Raw genomic sequence first — 22,342 nt, forward strand, 5'->3', positions numbered from 1 at the left:
TTAAGCCTTAAAAAGCGGTGGTGAGTACTTGCCATTATAGTTGCCACGAGATTAGGTAGTCGATGTTTTTAGGGGCTTTGTCTCTTAGTGGTAGACAAAAGAAATGGGAGTGATAGCGTAGCGGCACATTATTATTTTAGGGAAATATATATGTTAAAAAAAGCACTTGCATGTGCGGTGTTCGTTGCATTAACTGGCTGTAATGACACGACTAATAACGCTACAACAGCAGAGAGTTCATCGGTGTCTATACCCAATATAAAAGTAACCTATCCAACAACAATGAAAAATGAAGTAGTCGATCAATACTTTGATACCAAAGTAACTGATCCCTATCGTTGGTTAGAAGATGATATGAGCGCACAAACCGCACAGTGGGTGAAAGATCAAAATAAAGTGACATTTGATTATCTGGCAAACATTCCTTATCGCGATAAATTAAAAGAGCGCCTTGCTGCATTGATGAATTATGAAAAAGTCGGTGCCCCTTTTACAGAAGGCGAATATAGCTATTTTTATAAAAATGATGGTTTGCAAAATCAATATGTTGTTTATCGTCAGCTTGAAGGTGGTGAAGTTGAAGTATTTTTAGACCCAAATAAATTTAGTGTCGATGGTACTACCTCGATGTCAGGGTTGAGTTTTTCAAAAGATGGATCATTAGCGGCGTATCAAATATCTGAAGGTGGCAGTGATTGGCGAAAAATCGTTGTTATAGATACCAAAACTAAGCAGCCGATTGAAGAGGCATTAGTAGATATTAAATTCAGCGATATCTCATGGGTTGGTAACCAAGGGTTTTATTATTCAAGTTATGATAAGCCAAAAGGTAGCGAATTATCGGCTAAAACAGATCAGCATAAATTGTATTATCACCAAATAGGGACATCTCAGCAGGATGATAAGTTAATTTATGGTGGTGTTGAGGCGCAAAAACATCGTTATGTTGGTGGCAACGTGACAGAAGATAATCGCTATTTACTGATCTCAGCCAGCACATCAACATCGGGTAATAAATTATTTATTAAAGATTTAACTCAACCTGATAGTCCGCTTGTAAGTATTGTTGATCATACAGATTCAGATACATATTTACTTGATAATCAAGGGTCTAAGTTAATTTTAGTCACGAACTTAAATGCAGCAAATAAAAAAGTAGTGACGGTTGATGCAGCAAAGCCACAACCTGAGAATTGGCAAGATTTAATCGCTGAAACTGAGAATGTACTGAGTGTTTCAACAGCGGGTAAATATATTTTTGCTAAATATATGGTTGATGCTATTTCAAAAGTGAAGCAGTACGATAAGCAAGGAAAGTTTGTACGTGACATTGCTTTGCCTGGTGTTGGCACTGCACAAGGGTTTTCAGGTAAAGAAGATCAGAGCACGATTTATTACTCGTTCACTAATTATAAAACGCCAGGTACAACATTCAGCTTTGATATTGAGACTGGAGATTCAGCTGTATATCGTAAGTCGGGCGCACAGTTTGATGGCGATAACTACGAGTCGAAGCAAGTTTTTTACAAGTCGAAAGATGGTACACAAGTACCCATGATCATTACTTATAAAAAAGACACCAAGCTTGATGGCAATAACCCAACAATTTTATATGGTTACGGCGGTTTTAATGCCAGTTTAACGCCCGCTTATAGCCCAGCAACGGCTGCTTGGTTAGAGCAAGGTGGTGTTTATGCGGTTGCGAATATTCGTGGCGGTGGTGAGTATGGTCGTAAATGGCATGATGCGGGCACGCAACTACAGAAACAAAATGTTTTTGATGATTTTATTGCAGCGGCTGAGTTTTTGATTGCAGAAAAATATACTTCAAGCAATTATTTAGCACTACGTGGTGGCTCAAACGGTGGCTTGTTAGTGGGTGCTGTTATGACTCAACGCCCGGAGTTATTTAAAGTTGCATTACCAGCTGTCGGTGTACTTGATATGCTACGTTATCATACCTTTACCGCAGGTGCTGGTTGGGCTTATGACTACGGTACAGCAGATCAAAGTAAAGAAATGTTTGATTATTTACTAGGTTATTCACCAGTTCATAATGTGAAGGCGGGTGTACAGTATCCTGCAACGCTTATCACCACAGGTGATCATGATGACCGTGTTGTACCTGCGCACTCGTTTAAATTTGCGGCCCAATTGCAAGATAAACAAGCAGGTTCAAATCCGACATTAATTCGTATCGAAACGAATGCGGGTCATGGTGCAGGTACGCCAACGAGTAAGATCATTGAGCAATATGCAGATATTTATGGTTTTACTTTATATAACATGGGGATAACTAAACTATAGTTATTTCTTTTTGGAGGGTATTGCGCATTCGCAGTGCCCTTTTTTATAAGTGCTTTGATAGAAATTGATACAGAGCTTTTACCCGATTACTGTGTTTTAAATCACGGTGATAAACAAACCACAATGATTCACTTAATGGAATATCAATAGCTGCTATTTTGTGAAGATTAGGGTGCTGTTTTGCTTGTTGTAAATCAAGTGGGCCAATACCAAAACCATCTATAACAGCCTGATGAACATCAGGAAAGCTATTACTTTGATAAATTATATTCTCTTCTTCAATGTGTTCAGTTATATGCTTTATAAACGGAATTGAACGCTTACCCTGACTTGGTAATACCCAAAAGTGTTGTTTAAAGTGGTTTGTTGAGGTTGGCACACCATGCTCTGCAACATATTCCGCGGTGGCATAATACGCAAACTCAACATCGGTTAACTTTTTGACAATAATGTCACCATCGGTTGGTTTTTTACCAATACGGATTGAAACATGAACCGCGCCACTTTCAAGGGGGACAATGTCATCGGTAGAAACTAACTCGATGCGTAATTTAGGGTATTGTTTAATGAAGGCCTTAAGTGCGGGGTTGAGAATTTTTGAATAAGTTAATACCGATGTAATGCGCAACATTCCCATAATTTCACCTTCACTATCACACAGCATATTTTGTAAGCGGGTCAGTTGGTTATTAACGTTTGGCATATTGTTTAAGAGTAAAAAGCCAGCATCGGTCAGTTGGTAACCTCGTTGATGACGAATAAATAACTTAATACCTAATGAATCTTCAAGTTGGTTGATGTGGCGAAGGACCGTAGTATGGTTAATATTCAGCGTGATGGCCGCTTTACTTAAGCTGCCATCAACCGCAACTTGATACGCAATGCGATAATCATCCCAACTTGTTTTTTGCATACGGTGACTGATTCTATGTGATAAAAACGAGTTTTAGTGTAGCGAGCTTGTGCAAAAATGCACATTCATTTTGCATTTTTCGCTATTTTTTAAAAAACAGATTGCCGTAAACTGTAATTATATTTTCGTTTAAGAGTCTCTCATGTTTAAAAATACGATAGCGGGCTATGGCTTGGTAGCTATTTTGTTGCATTGGTTTATGGCTTTAGCCATTTTATTTTTATTTGGTTTGGGTCTCTATATGGTTGAATTAACATATTACGACGCGTGGTATACCGGTTCGCTTGATTTACATAAAAGCATTGGAGTGAGTTTATTTTTATTGCTGCTCATCCGTTTTGCATGGCGTATATTTAATCCGACACCAGCCCCTGTTGATACCACCGTTGCAGCGACAACGTTAAATCGAGTTGCACATTATATGCATTTACTGCTTTATAGTGTGATGCTGCTTGTAATGTTAACTGGGTATTTTATATCTACGGCCGATGGCCGAAGTATAGATGTGTTTGGTTTGTTTAACCTGCCAGCCATGCCTGCGAGTATCGAACAGCAGGAAGATATCGCAGGGGAAATACATTTTTGGCTGGCGTGGAGCTTAGTTATATTTGCTGGTGTTCATGCTCTTGCTGCATTCAAACATCATTTTATCAACAAAGATCGTACGCTCACTCGGATGTTTAAAGTGAGTAACACTTCATCATAAGGAAAAAAGTTATGAAAAAATCATTGTTAGCAGCATCACTTGCCGCAGCGTCACTTTTTACATTTAATAGCTCAGTGGTCAATGCAGCAGAATACAAAGTAGATGTTGCAGGTGCTCATGCATTTATTAATTTTAAAATTAAGCACTTAGGTTATAGTTGGTTACATGGTCGTTTTAACCAATTTGATGGTAATTTTTCGTATGATGCGGCTAAAATTAATGATTCACAAATTAACATTGAAATTAATACTGCAAGCTTAGATTCAAATCATGCAGAGCGTGATAAGCATTTAAAAGGTAAAGATTTTCTTGATGTGAAAAGTTATCCAACAGCCAGCTTTAAAAGCACTCAAATTAAATTCGATAACGAAACGAATGGAACTGTAACAGGTGTATTCACGTTACACGGCGTGAGTAAAACCATTAGTTTTCCGGTTGAAAAAATAGGTGAGGGTCAAGATCCTTGGGGTGGTTACCGTGCTGGTTTTGCTGGCGCAACATCATTAAAATTAACTGATTACGGTATTGATTATAATTTAGGCCCAGCTTCAACGCATGTTGAAATTGAGCTGTCGATTGAAGGCATTCGTCAATAAATACTTTATGGCGTCACAATGACGCCATATTGACTCACTTCTTGCTGTAAGCTTTTGATTAACTCAACATGAAATTGTTCTGGTAACCAGCGTGTCAGGATATGGTAATACTCCTTAAGTGGGTAAATGTTTCGTAAAGCATGATCAAGCTGCTTAATATGCGCCTTGTTTTTAAACGCTACTTAAGCGTTTATTAGGCTTACTACTCAGAGGAATAAGAGGTTTGTTGAGTGGAAGGTAGCCTTGTTCAATAAGCTTAAACTTATTAATAAGTGCTTGTAAAGTATCAGCTTGATGCTCTACTTGCTTGAAGTTTGTCGCCAAATTATTGAGCATAGTCGCATTTTCTTGTGCGCCATTATCAACTCGTTTTACAGATTGCGTCACAGAAGCTACTTGTCCTGATTGTAACTGCATTGCTTCAGTGACTGAGTTAATAACATCTTTAACTTCATGACTTGAAACTGTGATATGGCGTAAAATAGTCCCCGATTCAGTTGCAAGTACCACACCTGATTGGACTTTGCTGGCAGACTCTTTGATTAATACAGATATTTCTTTCGCTGCAGCGGCAGAGCGCTGGGCGAGGTTTCTTACTTCTGCTGCAACGACAGCAAACCCTCTGCCTTGTTCGCCTGCACGCGCTGCTTCTACGGCTGCATTGAGAGCAAGTAAATTTGTTTGGAAAGCAATTTCATCTATCACACTAATAATACTCGACATTTTTTTTGCTGAGTGGTTGATTTCTTGCATCGCCGCAATCACTTTTGCTACAACTTGTTCGCCATTATTGGCGAAATCGTAGGCTTTGACCGAGAGTTCCATCGATTGCTCTGTCTGATTAACGGTTTTAATAATCGCATCATTCATATTAACCATCGCATTACTGATGGTTTGTAAATTATCAACTTGTTCAAAAACACTTTGATTAATATGGCTAGTTTCTTCGGAAGATTGCTGTGCTTTGTGAGTGACAATATCTGCAGTTTTATGGATGTCTTCAATCATCAATACTAGGTTTTGTACGGTTTGATTAATACTTTGTTTGACAAGTTCGTATTCGCCTTCACTTTTAAATGAAATCGAGTGAGTTAAATCTCCTTTTGCAACAGCTCCCATTACATGTTTAGTTTGGCCAAAAATAGTTGCTAACGTATCCGATGTTGCATTTACTGCTTCAACTAATTTGGCAAAATCACCACTGCTTTCAATATCAATGCGTTTTTCAAGTTGCCCTTTTGCCAATGCTTGCATTACATCAGAAACCGCATGGACAACAATATCACATCGTGTTGCTGCATTATTGACATTATTTTTAAGGTCGAGCAATTGCCCTGACGCAGCTACAGCGACTTGCTGCTCAAATTCACCACGAGCGACTTTTTGCATGACCGTAATAATGTCTGAAATAACTATGTTGGTATCTTTTGCTGCGGTATTAATGCAGTTTTTTAATGTTGCCAAGTCGCCATTGGCTAATACAGTTAATTGATTGGTAAAATTACCTTTAGACAGCGATTGCATCACTGAAACTGCATCGTTAATAAATGACGATGTTGCGCTGGCTGAGGAGTTAATGGCTGTTTTTAATTGTGCGAGCTGCCCTTTGGCGGGGCTTTGTACTTGGCTAGTAAATTGACCATTCTCAATATCTTGCATCACATTAATAATGTCAGAAATCACATTGTCAGTATCGTGCGCTGCGGTATTAATACAATCTTGCAGTGTTTTTAGCTCGCCTTTACTAGGTACATCAAGGCAAACATCAAAGTTACCCTGCGATAAAGATTGCATTACATCGACTGCGCCAGAAATGAAAGTAGAAGTGCTCTTCGCTGAATCATTAATCGCTTCTTTGAGCTGATTAAGCTGGCCTTTAGCGTGGCATTGAATTTTTTTGCTGTAATTACCTTGCTCAATTGCGGCCATGACACTCACAATTTCATCAATGACTATTTCTGTATTGGTGACCGATAAGTTTATCGCTTCTTTAAAATGTAATAATTCACCTTGGCACTCAATATTAACGCGATTATGGTATTGTCCTTGCTCAACTTGTTGCATGACATTGACACCTTCTTTCATAAACTGACCTAAGGACTTGGCCGTTAGATTGACATTCTCGGTCAGTTGCGCGAGTTGGCCTTTACTGTCCACTTTAGCTATTTGATCAAAGCGACCGTTGCGCATGGTTTGCATCACTTGGCTTATTTCATCGATTGCAGTATCAATGCTGGTGGCTGAGGAGTTAATCGTATTTTTTAATGTGTTGAGGTCGCCATCGACCTTTACACCGACCCGGGCTTTAAATTGCCCTTCAGCTAACTGTGACATAGTGTTGTTTATATCACCGACAGCATTTTCTAAAGAGCTGAGCATTTCATTGAGTGATTTGGCTGCTTGTGCGGTTTCATCATTGCCAAATACAGGGGCGCGCATCGAGAACTGCCATTGATCTTTAAGTTTTAACAAGAACGTAGACAATTTTTTTATTGGCATCGCAATACTGGTTGCAAAACGAATGGCTAAAAACGCGATAATAGCAGTAACAATAACCAAGATGACCGAAAAAATAGTGGCTAAATTGTACACCAAAACAAAAGCCTCACTTTTGTTTTGCTCGATAATTAGCGCCCATCGATTACCATGAAGATCAATCCCTTCAAATGCGCTTAAAACATCATCACCATTATAATTTTTTGTTTCAATAACACCTTTCTCACCTTTTAACGCGCGGTTAATATTATCGCGATTAGCAAGGCGATTTATTGGTTCTGCAAAGCTTTTAGCGACAGTCATTGAAGAGTCAAAAAAACTGTTTGAGCGAAGTTTTAAATCAGATCCCACTAAGTAAGACTCACCTGTTTCACCTAAACCAAAGTTAGAGTTCATAACTTGGGTTATTTTATCCAGTGGTAATTGTAAAATTAATACACCTACGAGCGTGCCTTGATCAAAAAGTGGGGTTGAAATAAAGCTAGCAGGAGAGGCGTAAGATGGCGTGTAAGGCTGGTAATCGATCATACTGACAGAGTTATCTGTACTTTTGCGTGCTTGTTCAAATGCATGGGCAAGGCCGCTATCTTTATAGGGGCCATTAATTAAATTGGTTGCAAAATCTACTTCTTTATAAACGCTGTAAATAACATTTCCCGAAGCTGCATCGACTAAAAAAAGATCGTAATAACCAAAGTCGGCTACAAACCGGGCTAAATCCGGGTGGAATTTTTGATGTGCTAAATCATAAGGCAAGCCATCTTTATTGCTTTGCAGTAAGTGCTTTGCGCCAACAGGATGGTGATTATTACTGATATAAACGGTCTGTAAGTCTCTGGCTGATTCAGAGAGTTGTTCATAAATTGCATCAACATTAATTGATTGAGTGCTTTTTTCTTTATAGGTTGTGGCAAATTTAGAGTGATAAAAATCGGAGAGTTGAGAGGTATCTTGCTTGGCCACAAGGCCAAAACTTTCACTGAAAGCATTAAAACTCTGCTTTAAGGCTGATTGGTGAGAGAGGCTTCTAAGTTGTTGGGTTGCTTGATTTAAGTAGTTCTCTATCGCATTGGATTTTAGGCTTGCTATCGCAGAAAGGTTATCGGCTTTGATATTGTGGATGGCACTCGTTGAGTTATACAGCGCTGTAATAGCTAAAAATGTAGCGGGTAAAATGCCAATAAGTAACAGTAAATAGGTTAACTTTTTTTGTAACGTGAGTTGATTGAACATGCCCATCATGCCAGCGTCCTTACTAGTTAAAATAAATTGAGAGTTTTGTACCTCAGAAAGTATAGGTACAAAATGCAAGTTTGTAGTAAAAACCGATTATTTATATTTTCGCAGTAGTTTATGTCGTTTGTGCTCAATTATTTCTATAGTGAAAATAGATAAATTGGTACAAGAAGCCCTTGCTGTTAGGTGTGCAACAAATTTCCTACTCTCGGTCTGATTTGCTATAATCGCGCGCTTGTCGCTGAGTGAGTGAGTTGAGATGTTTAAATTTATTGTTAAATTGCACCCTGAGATTTCTATTAAGAGTCGTCCGGTTCGTAAACGCTTTACTAAGTTATTAGAAAATAACATTAAAATTGTAATTCGTCGTATCGATGAAGCTGCAAAAATCATTAATAACTATGATAATGTTAGTGTTGTTTCTAAAAGTGAAAATCCTTTAATACGTGAGGCGTTAATTGATGGATTAAAAAGAATTCCGGGTATTGTGCAATTTATCGAAGTGCAAGAAATTGCATTTGAAACACTCGATGATATTTATCAAGCAACTTTAAAGCTTAATTACGACATCGTAGCGGGTAAAACATTTTGCGTTCGCTGTAAGCGTCAAGGTAAACATGAGTTTACCTCAACCGATGTTGAGCGTTACGTGGGTGGTGGCTTAAATCAAAATGTGCCAGGTGCAAGTGTGCGTTTAAAACACCCTCAAGAAACAATCAAGATTGAGATAAAAGATCAACGTGCTTATATCGTTACCGAAACGCATTTAGGTATTGCGGGCTTTCCTCTTCCAACTCAAGAAGATGTATTGTCTTTGATGTCAGGTGGGTTTGATTCGGGTGTCGCTACTTATCAAATGATCCGTAAGGGCGCGCGCACGCACTTTTTATTCTTTAATCTGGGCGGTGCAGCCCATGAAATTGGCGTCAAGCAAGCGAGTTATTTTCTGTGGGATAAATATAGTTCAACCCACAAAGTAAAGTTTATTAGTGTTGATTTTGAACCGGTAGTCGCTGAAATACTCGAAAATGTTGAAAACAGCCAAATGGGTGTTGTATTAAAACGTATGATGATGCGTGCAGGTAGCTTAGTTGCAAAACAGTTTGGCATTGATGCGTTAGTGACAGGTGAAAGTTTAGGTCAAGTCTCAAGCCAAACCTTGGCCAATTTAAATGTAATAGACCAAGTAACAGATACGCTTATTTTACGCCCGCTTATTCAATACGATAAGCAAGAGATTATTAATATCGCTCGCCAAATTGGCACCTCTGAAATGGCAGAAGCGATGCCAGAATATTGCGGCGTGATCTCGAAAAAACCAACAGTAAAAGCAAAACTTGAAACGATATTGGCAGAAGAAACAAAATTCGATTTTGATATTTTGCAAACCGTGGTTACCAATGCCCGTGTGATGGATATTCGAGATATCCAAAAAGAAGCGAAAGAAGAAGTAAAAGAAGCTGAATCGGTGCAGGATTTACCCGTTGGTGCTGTGGTAGTCGATATCCGCTCCCCTGAAGAAGAAGATGCTAAGCCGCTTGAACTCGAGGGGATTGAAGTGATTCATCTACCATTTTTCCGTTTGGCGACTAAATTTGGTGATTTACCTCAGGATAAAGAATATTTCCTTTATTGCTCAAAAGGGGTTATGAGCCAATTACAAGCATTGATCTTACATGAAAATGGCTATGGTAATGTCAAAGTGTATCGCCCCTAAAGAAGCGAACAATACTCAGTGAATTAATGTAAAGGCGTATCGATAGGTGCGCTTTTTTTTGTTTTTTCAAGTGCTTTAACTATGCCAAGTATTTGTTTATTAAAAGGTGTTTGAATATTTTGTAATTTTGCTATTTCAACTACATAACCACAAATAGCGGTTATTTCAGTTGTTTTACCCAGTGTGATATCGCGATTCATCGACGAATAATTATCAGCCGTTGAGCGCATCACTTGATACGCTAACTGCAAGGCTTTGGCGAGTTCAAGTCGAATGCCTTGTGATTGCGCCACCAAATACACTTCATAAACTAAATTAAAGACTTGGCTTGCAAAATGTGGGGCTGTTAATTGACCGTTTTGTACATTATGCACTGCGCTAAGAGGGTTAATTGCAACGTTAATCAGTAGCTTTTGCCATAAAAGTTGGTCGATATCAGACACTAAATTTAAGTGTGCAAATGCAGGTTTTAAAAATGCAGCAACCTGATGTTGAGATTGTTTGGCCGCATGATTTATTGGCCCTAAATTACTTGCCCCCTGACCAGTATGAATAACATGTAAAGGGGCAGGCTTATATGCCGCTTGTGTGGTGGTTAAAAAATACAGCTGCTGCTGACCAACAAGTAGCGGTGCTATTTGTTCAATACTGCCCATGCCATTATGGCTTAAAATAATGACTGCATTTTTTGTTAAACGTGGCTTAATTTGCATAAAAGCATCGAGTACTGCAAATGCTTTGGTTGGGATTATAACAAATTCGATTGGCTCAAGGTTGTTACTCGTTTGATGATTAAAATCGCATAACTCAACGGATTTACCCACTTGGTAGTGGTATTGTTTGGCTGTACTTGGCTGTTTTAAATAAAACGTGACATCTGCAACGGATTTTAAAAAATAGCCATAAAGTAATCCAATAGCGCCTTGACCAATAATGTGGACTCTAGGCATGTTTTTTTGCTCGACGTTGCCAAATAGCCTGAGCGATAAAATAGCTGACCGCACCAAGGGTATCGGCAACAAAATCACCTAATGATGCCTGCCTATGAGGTAATGTGTGCTGCATCATTTCAATCGCACCACCATATGCAGCTAACAGAAGTATATACACCCATAAAGGTGCCTTTACAGCGTGAGATAACAATGCCGCTAAAATAAAGAAAATACCAAAGTGAGCTACTTTATCGATATGAGGAAAGAGCGGCAGGCCTGATTTTATTTCTTTAGCAAATAGCACGGTAAAAGCTAATACAGCGATAAAAAACAATATTTGATAAATGCGTCGACTCACAATTCGAACTCTTAGAGAAAATAGGACGCCAGTATAACAAACAAACTTAACGAGATTGATGGTTTTTTGTTAAATTTGCGGTGCCTTTTTATCGTGTCACTTATTTTTATGGTGTTTATCGGCAACTGTTTATTGTGTTGATTGCTCAACTTGTTTTTTGAATGTAACCACTGATATGGGTATAATCAGTCCATTATTGTTTAGGAGAGCACTTATGCCATCTTTTGATATTGTATCTGAAGTTGAAATGTCTGAAGCACAAAATGCAGTTGATAATGCCAATCGTGAAATTGCCACTCGTTTTGATTTTCGTAATATTGATGCAACGTTTGAGATCACTAAAGAAACCATTACTATGCATGCTGATGCGGATTTTCAGCTGCAGCAAATGTTTCCAATTTTAACTGGTTGTGCGGTTAAACGTGGTCTTGATGTTAAAAGCTTTGAAGTGAAGGAAGTTTCTTACACTGGCCGTCGCTGTAGTCAGCAAGTTGCGGTGCAGCAAGGTATCGAAAAAGAAATGGCGAAAAAAATCGTCAAACTTATCAAAGATGCAAAAATTAAAGTGCAAGCATCTATTCAAGGTGAAGAAGTACGCGTAACAGGTAAAAAGCGTGATGATTTACAAGAGGCGATGCAGTTAATTCGCACCTCTGATTTAGGGCAACCTTTCCAGTTTAAAAACTTCCGCGATTGATTCTTTATTGCAATATTGATGACAAGCCAGCATCACAAAATGCTGGCTTGTTTATTTCAGTTTCATCTTTATTTGGTTTTGGACATCCGTACGTCCATTGACAATTATTGTTAATCTCATCACAATACGCGCCGTTGTAACTATCACATATAAACAGTCTGGTTTTCTGATAGATACATTCTCAATTAAGGTGCCTCAAATACACTGAATTCTAAGAAGTGCATATTTATGAGGATAATCGGGAAGTTGGTGCCATCTTTTGATTTATTCCAACGCTGCCCCCGCAACGGTAATAGCAATCTTTGTTTGATACACAGATAGGCTAAAGCCCGGATACCGGCCTTAATTATTCATTAGCTACTTACATTTGTGCGGTGGGCACAAAGGAGACATCATGTTTTACCAATCTAAAACTGCACTTGCGGTGTGCGCTGCTATTTCGTTTAGTGCAACGGCACAAACTAATTCAAATCAACAACCTATTGAACGTATCACTGTCACGGCTAATAAGTTTGAGCAAGCGCTTAACCACTCATTAGCAACCGTTAATATTATTGACCGTGCTGAAATTGAACAATCAAATATCCGCGACTTGCCTTCGTTATTAAATACCGTAGCGGGTATCGACTTGGTGCGTAACGGTGGTTTTGGTCAAAAAGCCGATATTTTTGTGCGCGGTGCGGCAGCTAAACACACCTTAGTTTTAGTCAATGGTGTACGTATTAGTGATGCTAATTCTGGTGCTGTTTCGTTTACCAATATTCCAGTTAATAGCATCGAACGTATTGAAGTTGTTAAAGGTGCTCGCGCGGCTATTTATGGTTCTGATGCCATTGCTGGGGTGATTAACATTATCACGCGCCAAGCAACACAGCATGAGGTTTCAATTACCACAGGTACGCATAATTATGTTAATTATCAGCAAGCAGGCAGCTTTTCGACTGATAAAGTAGCACTGAGCTTTAACCTTGGCTTTGAAGATACCGATGGGTATGACGTGACTCAAAAAGACCCAGCAAAAGCCGTGGGTAAAGATCATGATGATGATGGCTATCGTAATAAAAACGTAGGTGCAAACTTTGCTTACGATGCTGCAGAACTGGGTGTTTTTGCTTTAGTGGGTCAGTATAGCGAAGGTGAGGGTGAATATGATAACGCATGGGGTAACGATGCGTATGAATTTGAAAATTACACTAGCAAATTATCGTGGTCGAAAAAATTAGCTGACTTTGCACATTATGCTTCAATCAGTTTCGCACAAGAAGAAAACACCCAAACGGGTACGCCAAAACACGATGTTTATAGTACTGAGCGTGTTGAGCTTGAATACCGAGGTTTATATACAGTATCGGATGCCGTTCAAATTACAGGCGGATTCAATCGCTTAACGGAAGATTTAGGCAGTGCATCAGCTGAGTTTTCAATCGCTGAACGTGATAACCAAGCCTTTTTTGTAGGCGGTTTTTATCAAGATAACAAATTTATTGCCAATGCAGTTGTGCGCACCGATGATTATGAACATCATGGTCGTGCCAATACGTATACCACAGGTGTGGGCTATCAATTTAATTCACAGGCGACGTTTAGAATTAATCACGGTACTGCGTTTAGAGCACCGTCACTGACTAATGCATTTGTAAAAAATAGCCCTTGGTATTTACCTAATGAGCAAATTAAACCTGAAGAAGCAACGAATAACGAGATTGGTTTTAGTTTAGATACTGGTTCGGCTCAGTACGATGTCGCAGTATTTCGTAATAAAATTGATAATTTAATTTCGAATAAATACGACGTTGCTACTAAAAAATACATTCCATACAACATTGATTTAGCCACAATGGAAGGGGCTGAATTTAGCGCGAATGTGCAGGCGTTTGGTTTTGGTCACAACGTTAATTTAACGCTATTAGATGCAGAAGATGATCAAGGTAAAGATTTAGTTCGTCGCCCCTCAGAAACATTTAACTATTCGATATCAAAAGCATGGGATTTATTTGATGTGAGTTTTGCAATGCAATACCGCTCATCTCGTCCTTCAATTGCCTTGTATAATGCAGCGGCAGGAAAATCTGAAGCGACAACATTGCCAGCGTTTACGATATTTAATTTATCTGCAAACTATGAAGTGTTTAATGGCTTTAAGTTTCACGCTCGCATTGAAAACTTAACCGATAAACAATACATCACTGCTGGTACAGGTTATACCGCTACGGGTGACGTATTAGGGTATGTGCCATTAGGCCGTCAGGTTTATGTTGGCGGTAGCTACCGTTTTTAATTGTGACTAACAATTAAAAAATTAAATGAAAAGGCGAACTCTGAAGTTCGCCTTTTTTGTCTTTATTCGATGAGGTAATTGGTAAAAATCGCGTTAAATTTTGCAATTTTTGGGGCGATCATAATGCTGCAATACCCTTGATTCGGATTGGCACTGTAATAATCTTGATGATATTGCTCGGCAGAGTAAAACACAGGGACAGGGCTTAATTCTGTCACAATTGGTGCTGAATAAGTCGCTTGTAAAGCGGCGATTTTTTCTTGGCTGTTTTGCTGCTGTTGGGCACTGTGATAAAAAATCACGCTTCGGTATTGTGTACCCACATCATTGCCTTGGCGATTAAGTTGTGTTGCATCGTGCAACACAAAAAACATATCTAATAATGTATCGAACGTCACGACGGTTGGGTCAAATTCAATTTGAACAACTTCAGCATGGCCTGTTTGACCGGTGCAAATTTGTTGATAGGTTGGCGCTGTTATCTCGCCTCCAGCATAGCCAGAAAGTACTTGTACAACGCCTTTTACTTGGCGAAAGGCGGCATCAATACACCAAAAGCAGCCCCCACCCAATGTTGCTAATTCTGTTTGAGATGTCATTCACATTCCTCATTAAAAAACAGCGTATTGTTGGTCAATACGCTGTTATTGTTGTCTGGATCATAACCTGTCAGCGTCAGAGCAATGACAGGTGAGTTTATTGAGTTGGATGGTCTTTATCCTGTTGCTCGAGTTGATGCAATAAAAACTCAGGTGATTGGGTTTTCTTTGCTAAGGCATAATACGCGCAAGGCACAATAAATAAGGTTAGTACTGTGGCGGCAATCACACCAGTAAAGACCACAATACCAATCACCATGCGGCTTTCAGCGCCTGGTCCTGTTGCCATGACCAAAGGCACTGAGCTCATCACCGTCGTGAGTGAGGTCATTACAATTGGGCGCAAACGTTGGCTTGCCGCTTGAATAATCGCTTGTTTAAATTCAATGCCTTTGTCACGTAGTTGATTGGCAAATTCCACAATCAAAATACCATTTTTAGCACTTAGACCAATCAGCATCACAATACCGATTTGGCTATAAATGTTAATCGTTGAACCGCTAAAATACAGGCCGAGCAGTGCGCCCACTAAACCAAGTGGTACGGTTAACATGATAACAAAAGGATGAATAAAGCTTTCAAATTGTGCAGCTAATACTAAAAAAGTGACCAGTAACGCCAAGACAAAAACCGCAGTCATCGCTGAAGCGCCTTCGTAGAATAATTGCGACTCACCTTTGTAAGCAATTGAACCTTCAATGTCGTTTTCTTCTAGTGCGACGGTATTTAAAAAGTTAAGCGCCTCAGAAAGTGGGTATCCATCAGCTAAGTTGGCGCTAAGAGTGATCGCGCGCATCCTATCAAAGCGGTTTAACCTTGCTGCGGTCGCACTTTCGGTTAAGGTGATTAAACTATCAAGCGGGACAAACTCCCCAGAGCGTGATTTTAAATAAATATCGGCAATGGCTTTAGGATCGCTAAAGTTATCTTTTGTGCCTTTGATCATCACATCGTATTCTTCGCCTCGGTCGATAAATGTTGTGACGCGGCGCTGGCCGAGCATGGATTCTAGTGTACGACCAATTTCACTGACAGAAATGCCTAAGTCGGCTGCTTTGTTTTTGTCGATATGAACTAAAAACTGTGGAAAGGTCTCTTTGTAATCGTGGTCAATACGCACCAAACCAGAATTAGTTTTAGCGCGCTCAATGATCCTATCGCGCCAGCTTGCTAGCTCATGATAGTCATTCCCTTGTAATACAAACTCTACTGGGCGGCTATTACCACCGCCACCAATACCTGAGCGCATAATGGCAAAAGCACGAACATCGGTTACGCTTTGAAGCTCTTTGCTGATTTCATCCATTACTTGCCATGTTGAGCGCGTGCGGTTTTCCCAATCATCCATCCCAACAATCGCGACACCACCTTGGCCGCCCCAGCCTGGTACTCGAACCAGCACTCGGCTTAGCTCACCAGCTTCGGCATAAGGCAGCAGTTTGTCTTCAATTTTGGCCATGTTGGCCGCGTTATTTTCATAGCTTGCACCTTCAGGCCCATTCATCATGATAAAAAATGTGCCGCGATCTTCTTTGGGGGTCAGCTCTGAAGGAAGCAGTTGCATTAATAAAAAGCTCGCCACGGCCGCTAAAATTAGCACTAGCGACATGCTTTTGCTTTTTTGCAAATTGCTTTCAAGTACGGCCTGATACTTTTTCTCAACGCGCGTTAAGAAGCGCTCAATCATCTGGTTAAATTTAGATTCTTTATTGGATGGTTTGAGTAGTTTTGAGCACAATGCTGGTGAAAGGGTCAATGCAGTAATACTTGAGAAAATAACCGCAGCACTCACCGCCATGGCAAATTCAGTGAATAAGCTACCCACGCGGCCCTCCATAAAAACAAGAGGTACAAATACGGCAATCAACACTAAGGTTGTAGCAATAATTGCAAACCCAACTTCACGAGCACCCCGATAGGCTGCCAATAAGCGAGGCTCGCCCAGTTCAATACGGCGGTGAATGTTTTCAAGCATTACAATGGCATCATCAACCACTAAGCCAATAGCAAGTACCAAAGCCAATAATGTTAAGAGGTTTATCGAGTAACCCATTGCATATAAAAACATAAAGCTGCCAATGAGCGCGACAGGAACCGTAATGGCTGGAATAAGCGTGGCGCGTAAATTACCTAAAAATAAATAGATAACAAGTACCACCAAAATCATCGAAATAACTAAGGTGCGATATACCTCGTTGATTGATTCACTGATAAAAATCGATGAATCGTAACTGTCTTCAATAGTGGTGCCTTGCGGTAAACTTTGTTTAATTTTATTAAGTTCGGCGCGGGCATTTTCAACCACGGTTAAGGTATTTGCTTTAGCTTGTTTGATGATCCCAAGGCCAATCATATTACGGCCATTGCCTCGAAACAGGTTTTCTTCATCTTGTGCTTCAAGTTTAACGTCTGCCACTTCATTTAATCGCACTAAATAGCCATCAAGGCCACGTTTAACGACAAGGTTTTCAAAGTCTTCTTGGTTTTTATAGCTGCGAGCGGTACGTACGGTAAAATCACGGTCAACCGATTCAATTTCACCTGCGGGTAACTCTACATTTTCGGCGCGTAATACTGTTTCGATTTCGGAGGCGGTGATGCCCCTTGCGGCCATTTGATCTCGGTTGAGCCAAATTTTCATCGCATAACGACGCTCACCACCAACACGCACATTCGCGACGCCATCAACTACAGCAATACGATCAACAATATAACGCTGCGCGTAATCTGATAGTTCAAGTGAGTTCATAGTTGTGCTGTTAAGTACAAACCAAGCAATGGGGCTATCGTCGCTATCGGATTTGGTTACTTCTGGTGGACGTACTTGATCAGGCAGGTTATTAACCGCGCGTGAGACACGTTCGCGCACATCATTAGCTGCAGCATCAATATCACGATTGATATTAAATTCTATCGTAATATTTGAGCGGCCATTGCTACTTGACGATGTTATGTTGTTGATGCCTTCAATGCCTGAAATTTGGTTTTCGATTATTTGAGTGATTTTTGTTTCAATAATTTCAGACGATGCGCCAGGGTAAGAGGTGCTAATTGAGACGATAGGTGTATCAATGTCTGGATACTCACGCAGTGGCAGCATTGAAAAGGCGACGATGCCAAAAGTGAGTAACAACAGGTTGATTACAATTGCAAAAACCGGTCGTTTGACTGAGATATCGGTTATTTTCACAGTGCGTCACCTTTTACTTCAACGCTGCTTCCTGGGCGAATTTTAATAATTCCTTCAGTAACCACGAGCTGCCCTTCGCTTAGCCCATCAGCGATGGCTACTTGCCCGTGTAAGCGCTGTAAAATCGTCACTTCTTTACGATTAGCTAAGCCATTTTCAACGACATAAACAAAGTGCTGATTTTCAATCGGAATAATGGATTTCTCGGGTACTAAAATAGCGTTGAATTCTGATAATTTAACAAAGGTATGCAGTAACATCCCTGAACGTAACTGTTTATCTTTGTTTGTAAAACTTGCAGTTACAGGGACGCTTCGGGTGGTTGAGTTTATGCGAGAGCCGATATTGCTCAGTACGCCAGAAAAAATGACTCCCGGATATGCAGGGCTTTTTGCTGTCACCGTCATGTTTGGTGTTAAAGCTGCAAGGTATTTTTCTGGGACGTTAAAATCGACTTTAATCGTGCTGATGTCATCAAGGGTGGTTATGTCATTGGCGCTGGTAATAAATTCACCAGGCGATACTAAACGGCGTCCAAGGCGGCCTGAAAATGGTGCCGTGATGGTCATCTGCTCTAACCGTATTGTGGCTGCAGCAAGTTGTACTTGAGTTGCTTCAAATTTAGAGCGTTGCTCTTCTAATAATGATTTTGCTGTCGCTTGGCTTTTTGCCAGTTCAGTGAGGCGATTAAGTTGGCGTTGTTCTTCTTTTAAATTAATTTGCAACTCTTTGACAGCTGCTTGCTCTTGTTCAACATTGAGTTGGACTAAAATGTGTCCTTTTTCAACTTCGTCACCATCATTAAAAAACACCTCACTTATGTAATCATTGTGTGCGCTTTTAATGAAAATGGCTTCTTTCGCTCTACTTGTACCGAAGGATTCAAGGTCAATGCTTTGTGTTTGTGAGGTCACTTTTATGGCACTAACAGTGGTAGGCTTGCTGGCAAATGCCTGATTTTCATCTGAATGCTTTGGGAAATATAAATAGATACACGTAACAGTGAGCAGTACGATTAAAAATGGAAATAAAATTTTACCTAATTGATAATTGCGCATCATAAGTTGGTTTCGTTATGTTAGGGGCTAAGTAGTTTACGTAATACTGACTAGAATTGATCTACCATGTATCTCAGAAAAAAGGCAGTTGACCGTAAAGCTTGGTTTAATTAGGAACAGCAGGGAGCAACTTAAAGTGTAAACAGTGTTGTATAATTTTAACAGGCTTATTAGATAAGCGTTAATTAACCTCAGTTCTAAAAAAGGTTTAACAATGCATTTAATTAAAATTAACTTTTCAAGTTGTCTATTTTAGCCTGACTTTTTAAAGGCTAGCACAGTGAGCGTTGACAATAGCTGTCTGAAATTAATTTATGATCCAGTATTGAGGTTAATTAATAAATAATATGAAAAAAATAAGTGAATGCCCTTATTGCCGAACAATAAGAGCGATGATTATTTGGGGTGTGCTGATGGCTGTTGTTTATTTTAGTTTTTATCGTTATGGCTAAATTATTAAAAGACCAAGCACGCTTAGTGATCCAAGCTTCAAGCAATAAGCATGGTGTCGAAACTCTGTTAGTGAGTAGTTTGGCGCTGCTAATTTTAATGTTGGCAATTAAGCTCAAACCAGGTTCCATTTTACTGGCGGAAATCGGACTGATCAGTGCGTGTTTGGTCGGTATGCTGATTGGCTACTTTAAAATGACCGAGCCACGCTTTAGTTTGGTTTTTTATGAGCAACAACTTGAGTTTCATCATAAATATGGTTGTTGGGAGTTACAACTCAGTAATCTTGAAGTCGCTGGGATCCCAAGCATAAGTAGTGAGTTCTTAAGCAAACCTCTCAATTGCATCGGTCTTAAAATTAAAGATTATGATGGCTTTTTACAGCAGCTTTCACCTCGTTTAGCTGCGCGAATATTGATCGAGCAACGACACTTATTGCGTGAACCGCTGCGAGAAAAGTATCAGCAATTACAAGATGTAGAGTCTTTTTTAGTTGAAAACACAGATTTTTGTAGTAAAAAAGGGCAGACTTATAGTGGATTGATCGCTATGTTTGCTAATAGAATGACTAACTTACGTCAACTTATTGGCTATGATTTATTAATACCTCTTAATATGCTTGATAGAAATGCGGATGAGTTTGTTTATTTGATTCACCGTTGGCAGTTAAATGCAGATAGTATTTTAAGTTCAATTGATAATCAGCAATCGTTGTAATATAGAAGCATAACAGGAACAAGATCATGAGTATGGAAAGAGCTTATATTCTGAGTGGTCGCAATACCATCATCCATAAAGAAAAAAAGTTTGATTTGGTGTTAGTAAATGGTGAGAACCATCCAAAAATTAAAGTGACGCAGCATGGTCTTGAGCCCTTCAAAGAAGAACTGCCAAAAAACCGTCGCGATGCAAAAGAGCGTTACCTTGAAGTAATGCACATAGCCAGCCCAGAGGTGTTTAGTGAAGAGAAATCTTTATTGTTTGTTCAATCACTTGATGGGCGCGAATATAAAATAGATTACACAAAAATAGGCACGAAGTTGTTTGTTCGTATTCATCAAGAGAGTTACCTTTAGTCAAAAATAGCTGGCTCGCTTTTTGCTTTATCTGTTTCAGTCTTAGTACAGGAATAGATTATGTATAAAAACTTGGTATGTCTCACTTTTTCAGTATGTCTGCTGACTGCCTGTGGCGGAGGCGGAGGGGACTCATCTAATTCATCAGCTCCACTACCTGTAAGCAGTATCAATGCGGGTAGCGATCAAGCTGCCGCAGAAAAATCAGTCATTACACTCTCTGGCCAAGCCACTCCTGCGGGTGGTGAGTTTATTTGGTCGCAAGTCAGTGGTCCTCTGTTGAGTAATTTCCCGCTCACTGGTGCAACACAAACAGTCACGCTGCCTTCTGTTAAGCTGGCAACGAAGCTGGTTTTTGATCTTAAGTACACCACACCTGCAAAAGAAGTGTTAATGGACTCCGTCACTGTTACGGTCAATTCGGTGAATCAATTACCGATAGTTTCTATTAAACAAACTGCCCCTGCACAGCTGCCTTCTAAATTTAACGATACGATAGTTCTTAGCAGTGATGGCTCGAAAGACCCTGATACTGATGGCGTTTTAGTGGCATATAATTGGCTGCAAACGTCGGGTGCATTAATTGAAATCAGCGAATTAACGGCTAAAAATTTAACCTTCAAACACCCAATGTTAGAACAAGACAATCAAGTACAATTTAGTTTAACGATTACCGATGATGAAGGCGGTAAAAGCACTAATTATCATGATTTAATATTACGAAAAACCACACAAGTCATTGCACCTGACGCAGGTAATAGCCAGACGGTGAAAGAATTTGAAACAGTGACACTGGATGCATCAGCGTCAAAAACTTTAACTGACGGTTACACCTGTTATTGGCAGCAAGTGACAGGGTCAATGATGGATTTAATCGATGCTGAACAATGCCAAGCACGTTTTATTGTGCCGGACATTGATGTTGCAGAACAATTGATTTTTGAAGTCACCATTACAGATGACAAAACGCGTACAGCAACGGCGCAAACACAAATTAACATTCAGCCATTACCGCTTGGGCTAAATAATGATTCAGGTATGAAAAAATGCTTCAATAATACCGCTCAAATTAGCTGTGGTAATGCGGATTTTCCTGGGCAAGATGCTGAGTTAGGGCGTGATGTGGTTGCAGATCATCTCGACAAAGTAGGCGCAGGTACGCTGGCGTTTGATTTTACCAAACTCGATGAGTTCGCTGATGAGCTGCCAGACAATGCGACTAAGTTTAGCTGTGTACGTGACAATGTCACAGGGCTTATTTGGGAGGTCAAACAAGCAAACACCGGTATTTTGCCAAACACCCAATTAAGAGAGGGTAAAAATCACTATAGCTGGTTTTATACTGGCGAAGGGAACGGCGGAGTGTCAGGTGTTGCAGCAGCGGCTAAGTCTTCTTGTCCAAGTGATATCGATTGCGGAATCGAAACCTATGTCGCTCAGGTAAACGCAGCTAATTATTGTGGTGCGAATAATTGGCGCATACCAAGCTATAACGAATTAATGGGTTTAATGGATTTAGATAAGCAAGGAAATGGGCCGCTAATAGATAAAGTATATTTTCCTAATTTACCTAACGTGAATACATTGGGCCACTTGCGCTATTGGACCAAAGAAACCAGTGCTGATGGACAAAGCTTGAGTTTTGCCTGGATCTTAGATTTTCAAACCGGTAATGATTTGGCTTATCCAAAAACAAGCACAGCTTATTTACGTTTGGTTAGAACACCATAGGA

At 39.8% G+C, this 22,342-nt stretch carries 16 protein-coding genes and 1 riboswitch; of the genes, 9 read left to right on the top strand and 7 right to left on the bottom strand.

What is annotated here, in order from left to right:
- Window positions 1-150 precede the first annotated feature (150 nt).
- Window positions 151-2,307, top strand: coding sequence for a prolyl oligopeptidase family serine peptidase (locus tag AC3KZC_RS02505; protein WP_490578191.1), 2,157 nt, complete (start codon window positions 151-153; stop codon window positions 2,305-2,307).
- Between the two features lie 43 nt (window positions 2,308-2,350).
- Here AC3KZC_RS02505 and AC3KZC_RS02510 read toward each other — a convergent pair whose 3' ends face one another.
- Window positions 2,351-3,220 (bottom strand): LysR family transcriptional regulator, encoded by an 870-nt coding sequence (locus AC3KZC_RS02510; RefSeq protein ID WP_490578190.1) that lies wholly within the window; start codon window positions 3,218-3,220, stop codon window positions 2,351-2,353.
- 142 nt (window positions 3,221-3,362) lie between these two features.
- Between AC3KZC_RS02510 and AC3KZC_RS02515 the strand changes: the two genes are divergently transcribed.
- Together AC3KZC_RS02515 and AC3KZC_RS02520 are read left to right on the top strand one after the other, a co-directional pair.
- Window positions 3,363-3,926 (top strand): cytochrome b, encoded by a 564-nt coding sequence (locus tag AC3KZC_RS02515; protein WP_490578189.1) that lies wholly within the window; start codon window positions 3,363-3,365, stop codon window positions 3,924-3,926.
- Between the two features lie 11 nt (window positions 3,927-3,937).
- Window positions 3,938-4,522 (top strand): YceI family protein, encoded by a 585-nt coding sequence (locus tag AC3KZC_RS02520; RefSeq protein WP_490578188.1) that lies wholly within the window; start codon window positions 3,938-3,940, stop codon window positions 4,520-4,522.
- A 171-nt stretch (window positions 4,523-4,693) separates the two neighbouring features.
- On the opposite strand, the gene AC3KZC_RS02525 is transcribed toward AC3KZC_RS02520, so the two are convergent.
- On the bottom strand, window positions 4,694-8,260 hold the full coding sequence (locus AC3KZC_RS02525; RefSeq protein ID WP_490578187.1) for a methyl-accepting chemotaxis protein: 3,567 nt from the start codon (window positions 8,258-8,260) through the stop codon (window positions 4,694-4,696).
- Window positions 8,261-8,513: 253 nt separating this feature from the next.
- Between AC3KZC_RS02525 and thiI the strand changes: the two genes are divergently transcribed.
- Window positions 8,514-9,971 (top strand): tRNA uracil 4-sulfurtransferase ThiI, encoded by a 1,458-nt coding sequence (thiI, locus tag AC3KZC_RS02530; protein ID WP_490578186.1) that lies wholly within the window; start codon window positions 8,514-8,516, stop codon window positions 9,969-9,971.
- Between the two features lie 23 nt (window positions 9,972-9,994).
- On the opposite strand, the gene AC3KZC_RS02535 is transcribed toward thiI, so the two are convergent.
- On the bottom strand, window positions 9,995-10,921 hold the full coding sequence (locus tag AC3KZC_RS02535) for a ketopantoate reductase family protein (RefSeq protein ID WP_490578185.1): 927 nt from the start codon (window positions 10,919-10,921) through the stop codon (window positions 9,995-9,997).
- Complete coding sequence (locus AC3KZC_RS02540; RefSeq protein WP_490578184.1) at window positions 10,914-11,261, bottom strand: VanZ family protein; 348 nt, start codon at window positions 11,259-11,261, stop codon at window positions 10,914-10,916. The genes AC3KZC_RS02535 and AC3KZC_RS02540 overlap by 8 nt, the downstream gene beginning before the upstream one ends.
- 214 nt (window positions 11,262-11,475) lie before the next feature.
- Between AC3KZC_RS02540 and AC3KZC_RS02545 the strand changes: the two genes are divergently transcribed.
- Window positions 11,476-11,958, top strand: coding sequence for a YajQ family cyclic di-GMP-binding protein (locus AC3KZC_RS02545; protein ID WP_490578183.1), 483 nt, complete (start codon window positions 11,476-11,478; stop codon window positions 11,956-11,958).
- A 171-nt stretch (window positions 11,959-12,129) separates the two neighbouring features.
- Window positions 12,130-12,317, top strand: a riboswitch (cobalamin riboswitch).
- A 35-nt stretch (window positions 12,318-12,352) separates the two neighbouring features.
- Window positions 12,353-14,236, top strand: coding sequence for a TonB-dependent receptor domain-containing protein (locus tag AC3KZC_RS02550; RefSeq protein ID WP_490578182.1), 1,884 nt, complete (start codon window positions 12,353-12,355; stop codon window positions 14,234-14,236).
- Window positions 14,237-14,298: 62 nt separating this feature from the next.
- Here the strand turns inward: AC3KZC_RS02550 and msrA are convergent, their stop codons facing one another.
- From msrA to AC3KZC_RS02565, 3 genes are all read right to left on the bottom strand, one after another.
- Window positions 14,299-14,835, bottom strand: a complete 537-nt coding sequence (msrA, locus tag AC3KZC_RS02555) for a peptide-methionine (S)-S-oxide reductase MsrA (RefSeq protein ID WP_490578181.1) — start codon at window positions 14,833-14,835, stop codon at window positions 14,299-14,301.
- 97 nt (window positions 14,836-14,932) lie between these two features.
- A complete protein-coding gene (locus AC3KZC_RS02560) occupies window positions 14,933-18,025 on the bottom strand; it encodes an efflux RND transporter permease subunit (RefSeq protein ID WP_490578180.1) in 3,093 nt (1,030 codons plus the stop codon).
- Window positions 18,022-19,083, bottom strand: a complete 1,062-nt coding sequence (locus tag AC3KZC_RS02565; protein WP_490578207.1) for an efflux RND transporter periplasmic adaptor subunit — start codon at window positions 19,081-19,083, stop codon at window positions 18,022-18,024. The genes AC3KZC_RS02560 and AC3KZC_RS02565 overlap by 4 nt, the downstream gene beginning before the upstream one ends.
- 444 nt (window positions 19,084-19,527) lie before the next feature.
- Here AC3KZC_RS02565 and AC3KZC_RS02570 point away from each other — a divergent pair, with 444 nt between their 5' ends.
- Genes AC3KZC_RS02570 through AC3KZC_RS02580 form a run of 3 tightly spaced genes read left to right on the top strand, consistent with a single transcriptional unit; the run spans window position 19,528 to window position 22,340 of the window.
- Window positions 19,528-20,250, top strand: a complete 723-nt coding sequence (locus tag AC3KZC_RS02570) for a DUF2982 domain-containing protein (protein WP_490578179.1) — start codon at window positions 19,528-19,530, stop codon at window positions 20,248-20,250.
- Window positions 20,251-20,276: 26 nt separating this feature from the next.
- The gene (locus AC3KZC_RS02575; protein WP_490578178.1) at window positions 20,277-20,609 is read left to right on the top strand and encodes a hypothetical protein; all 333 of its coding nucleotides are present in this window, start codon (window positions 20,277-20,279) and stop codon (window positions 20,607-20,609) included.
- Between the two features lie 60 nt (window positions 20,610-20,669).
- Window positions 20,670-22,340, top strand: a complete 1,671-nt coding sequence (locus AC3KZC_RS02580) for an Lcl C-terminal domain-containing protein (protein WP_490578177.1) — start codon at window positions 20,670-20,672, stop codon at window positions 22,338-22,340.
- Window positions 22,341-22,342 lie beyond the last annotated feature (2 nt).

The organism is Pseudoalteromonas sp. J2K-J031 (assembly GCF_058197095.2).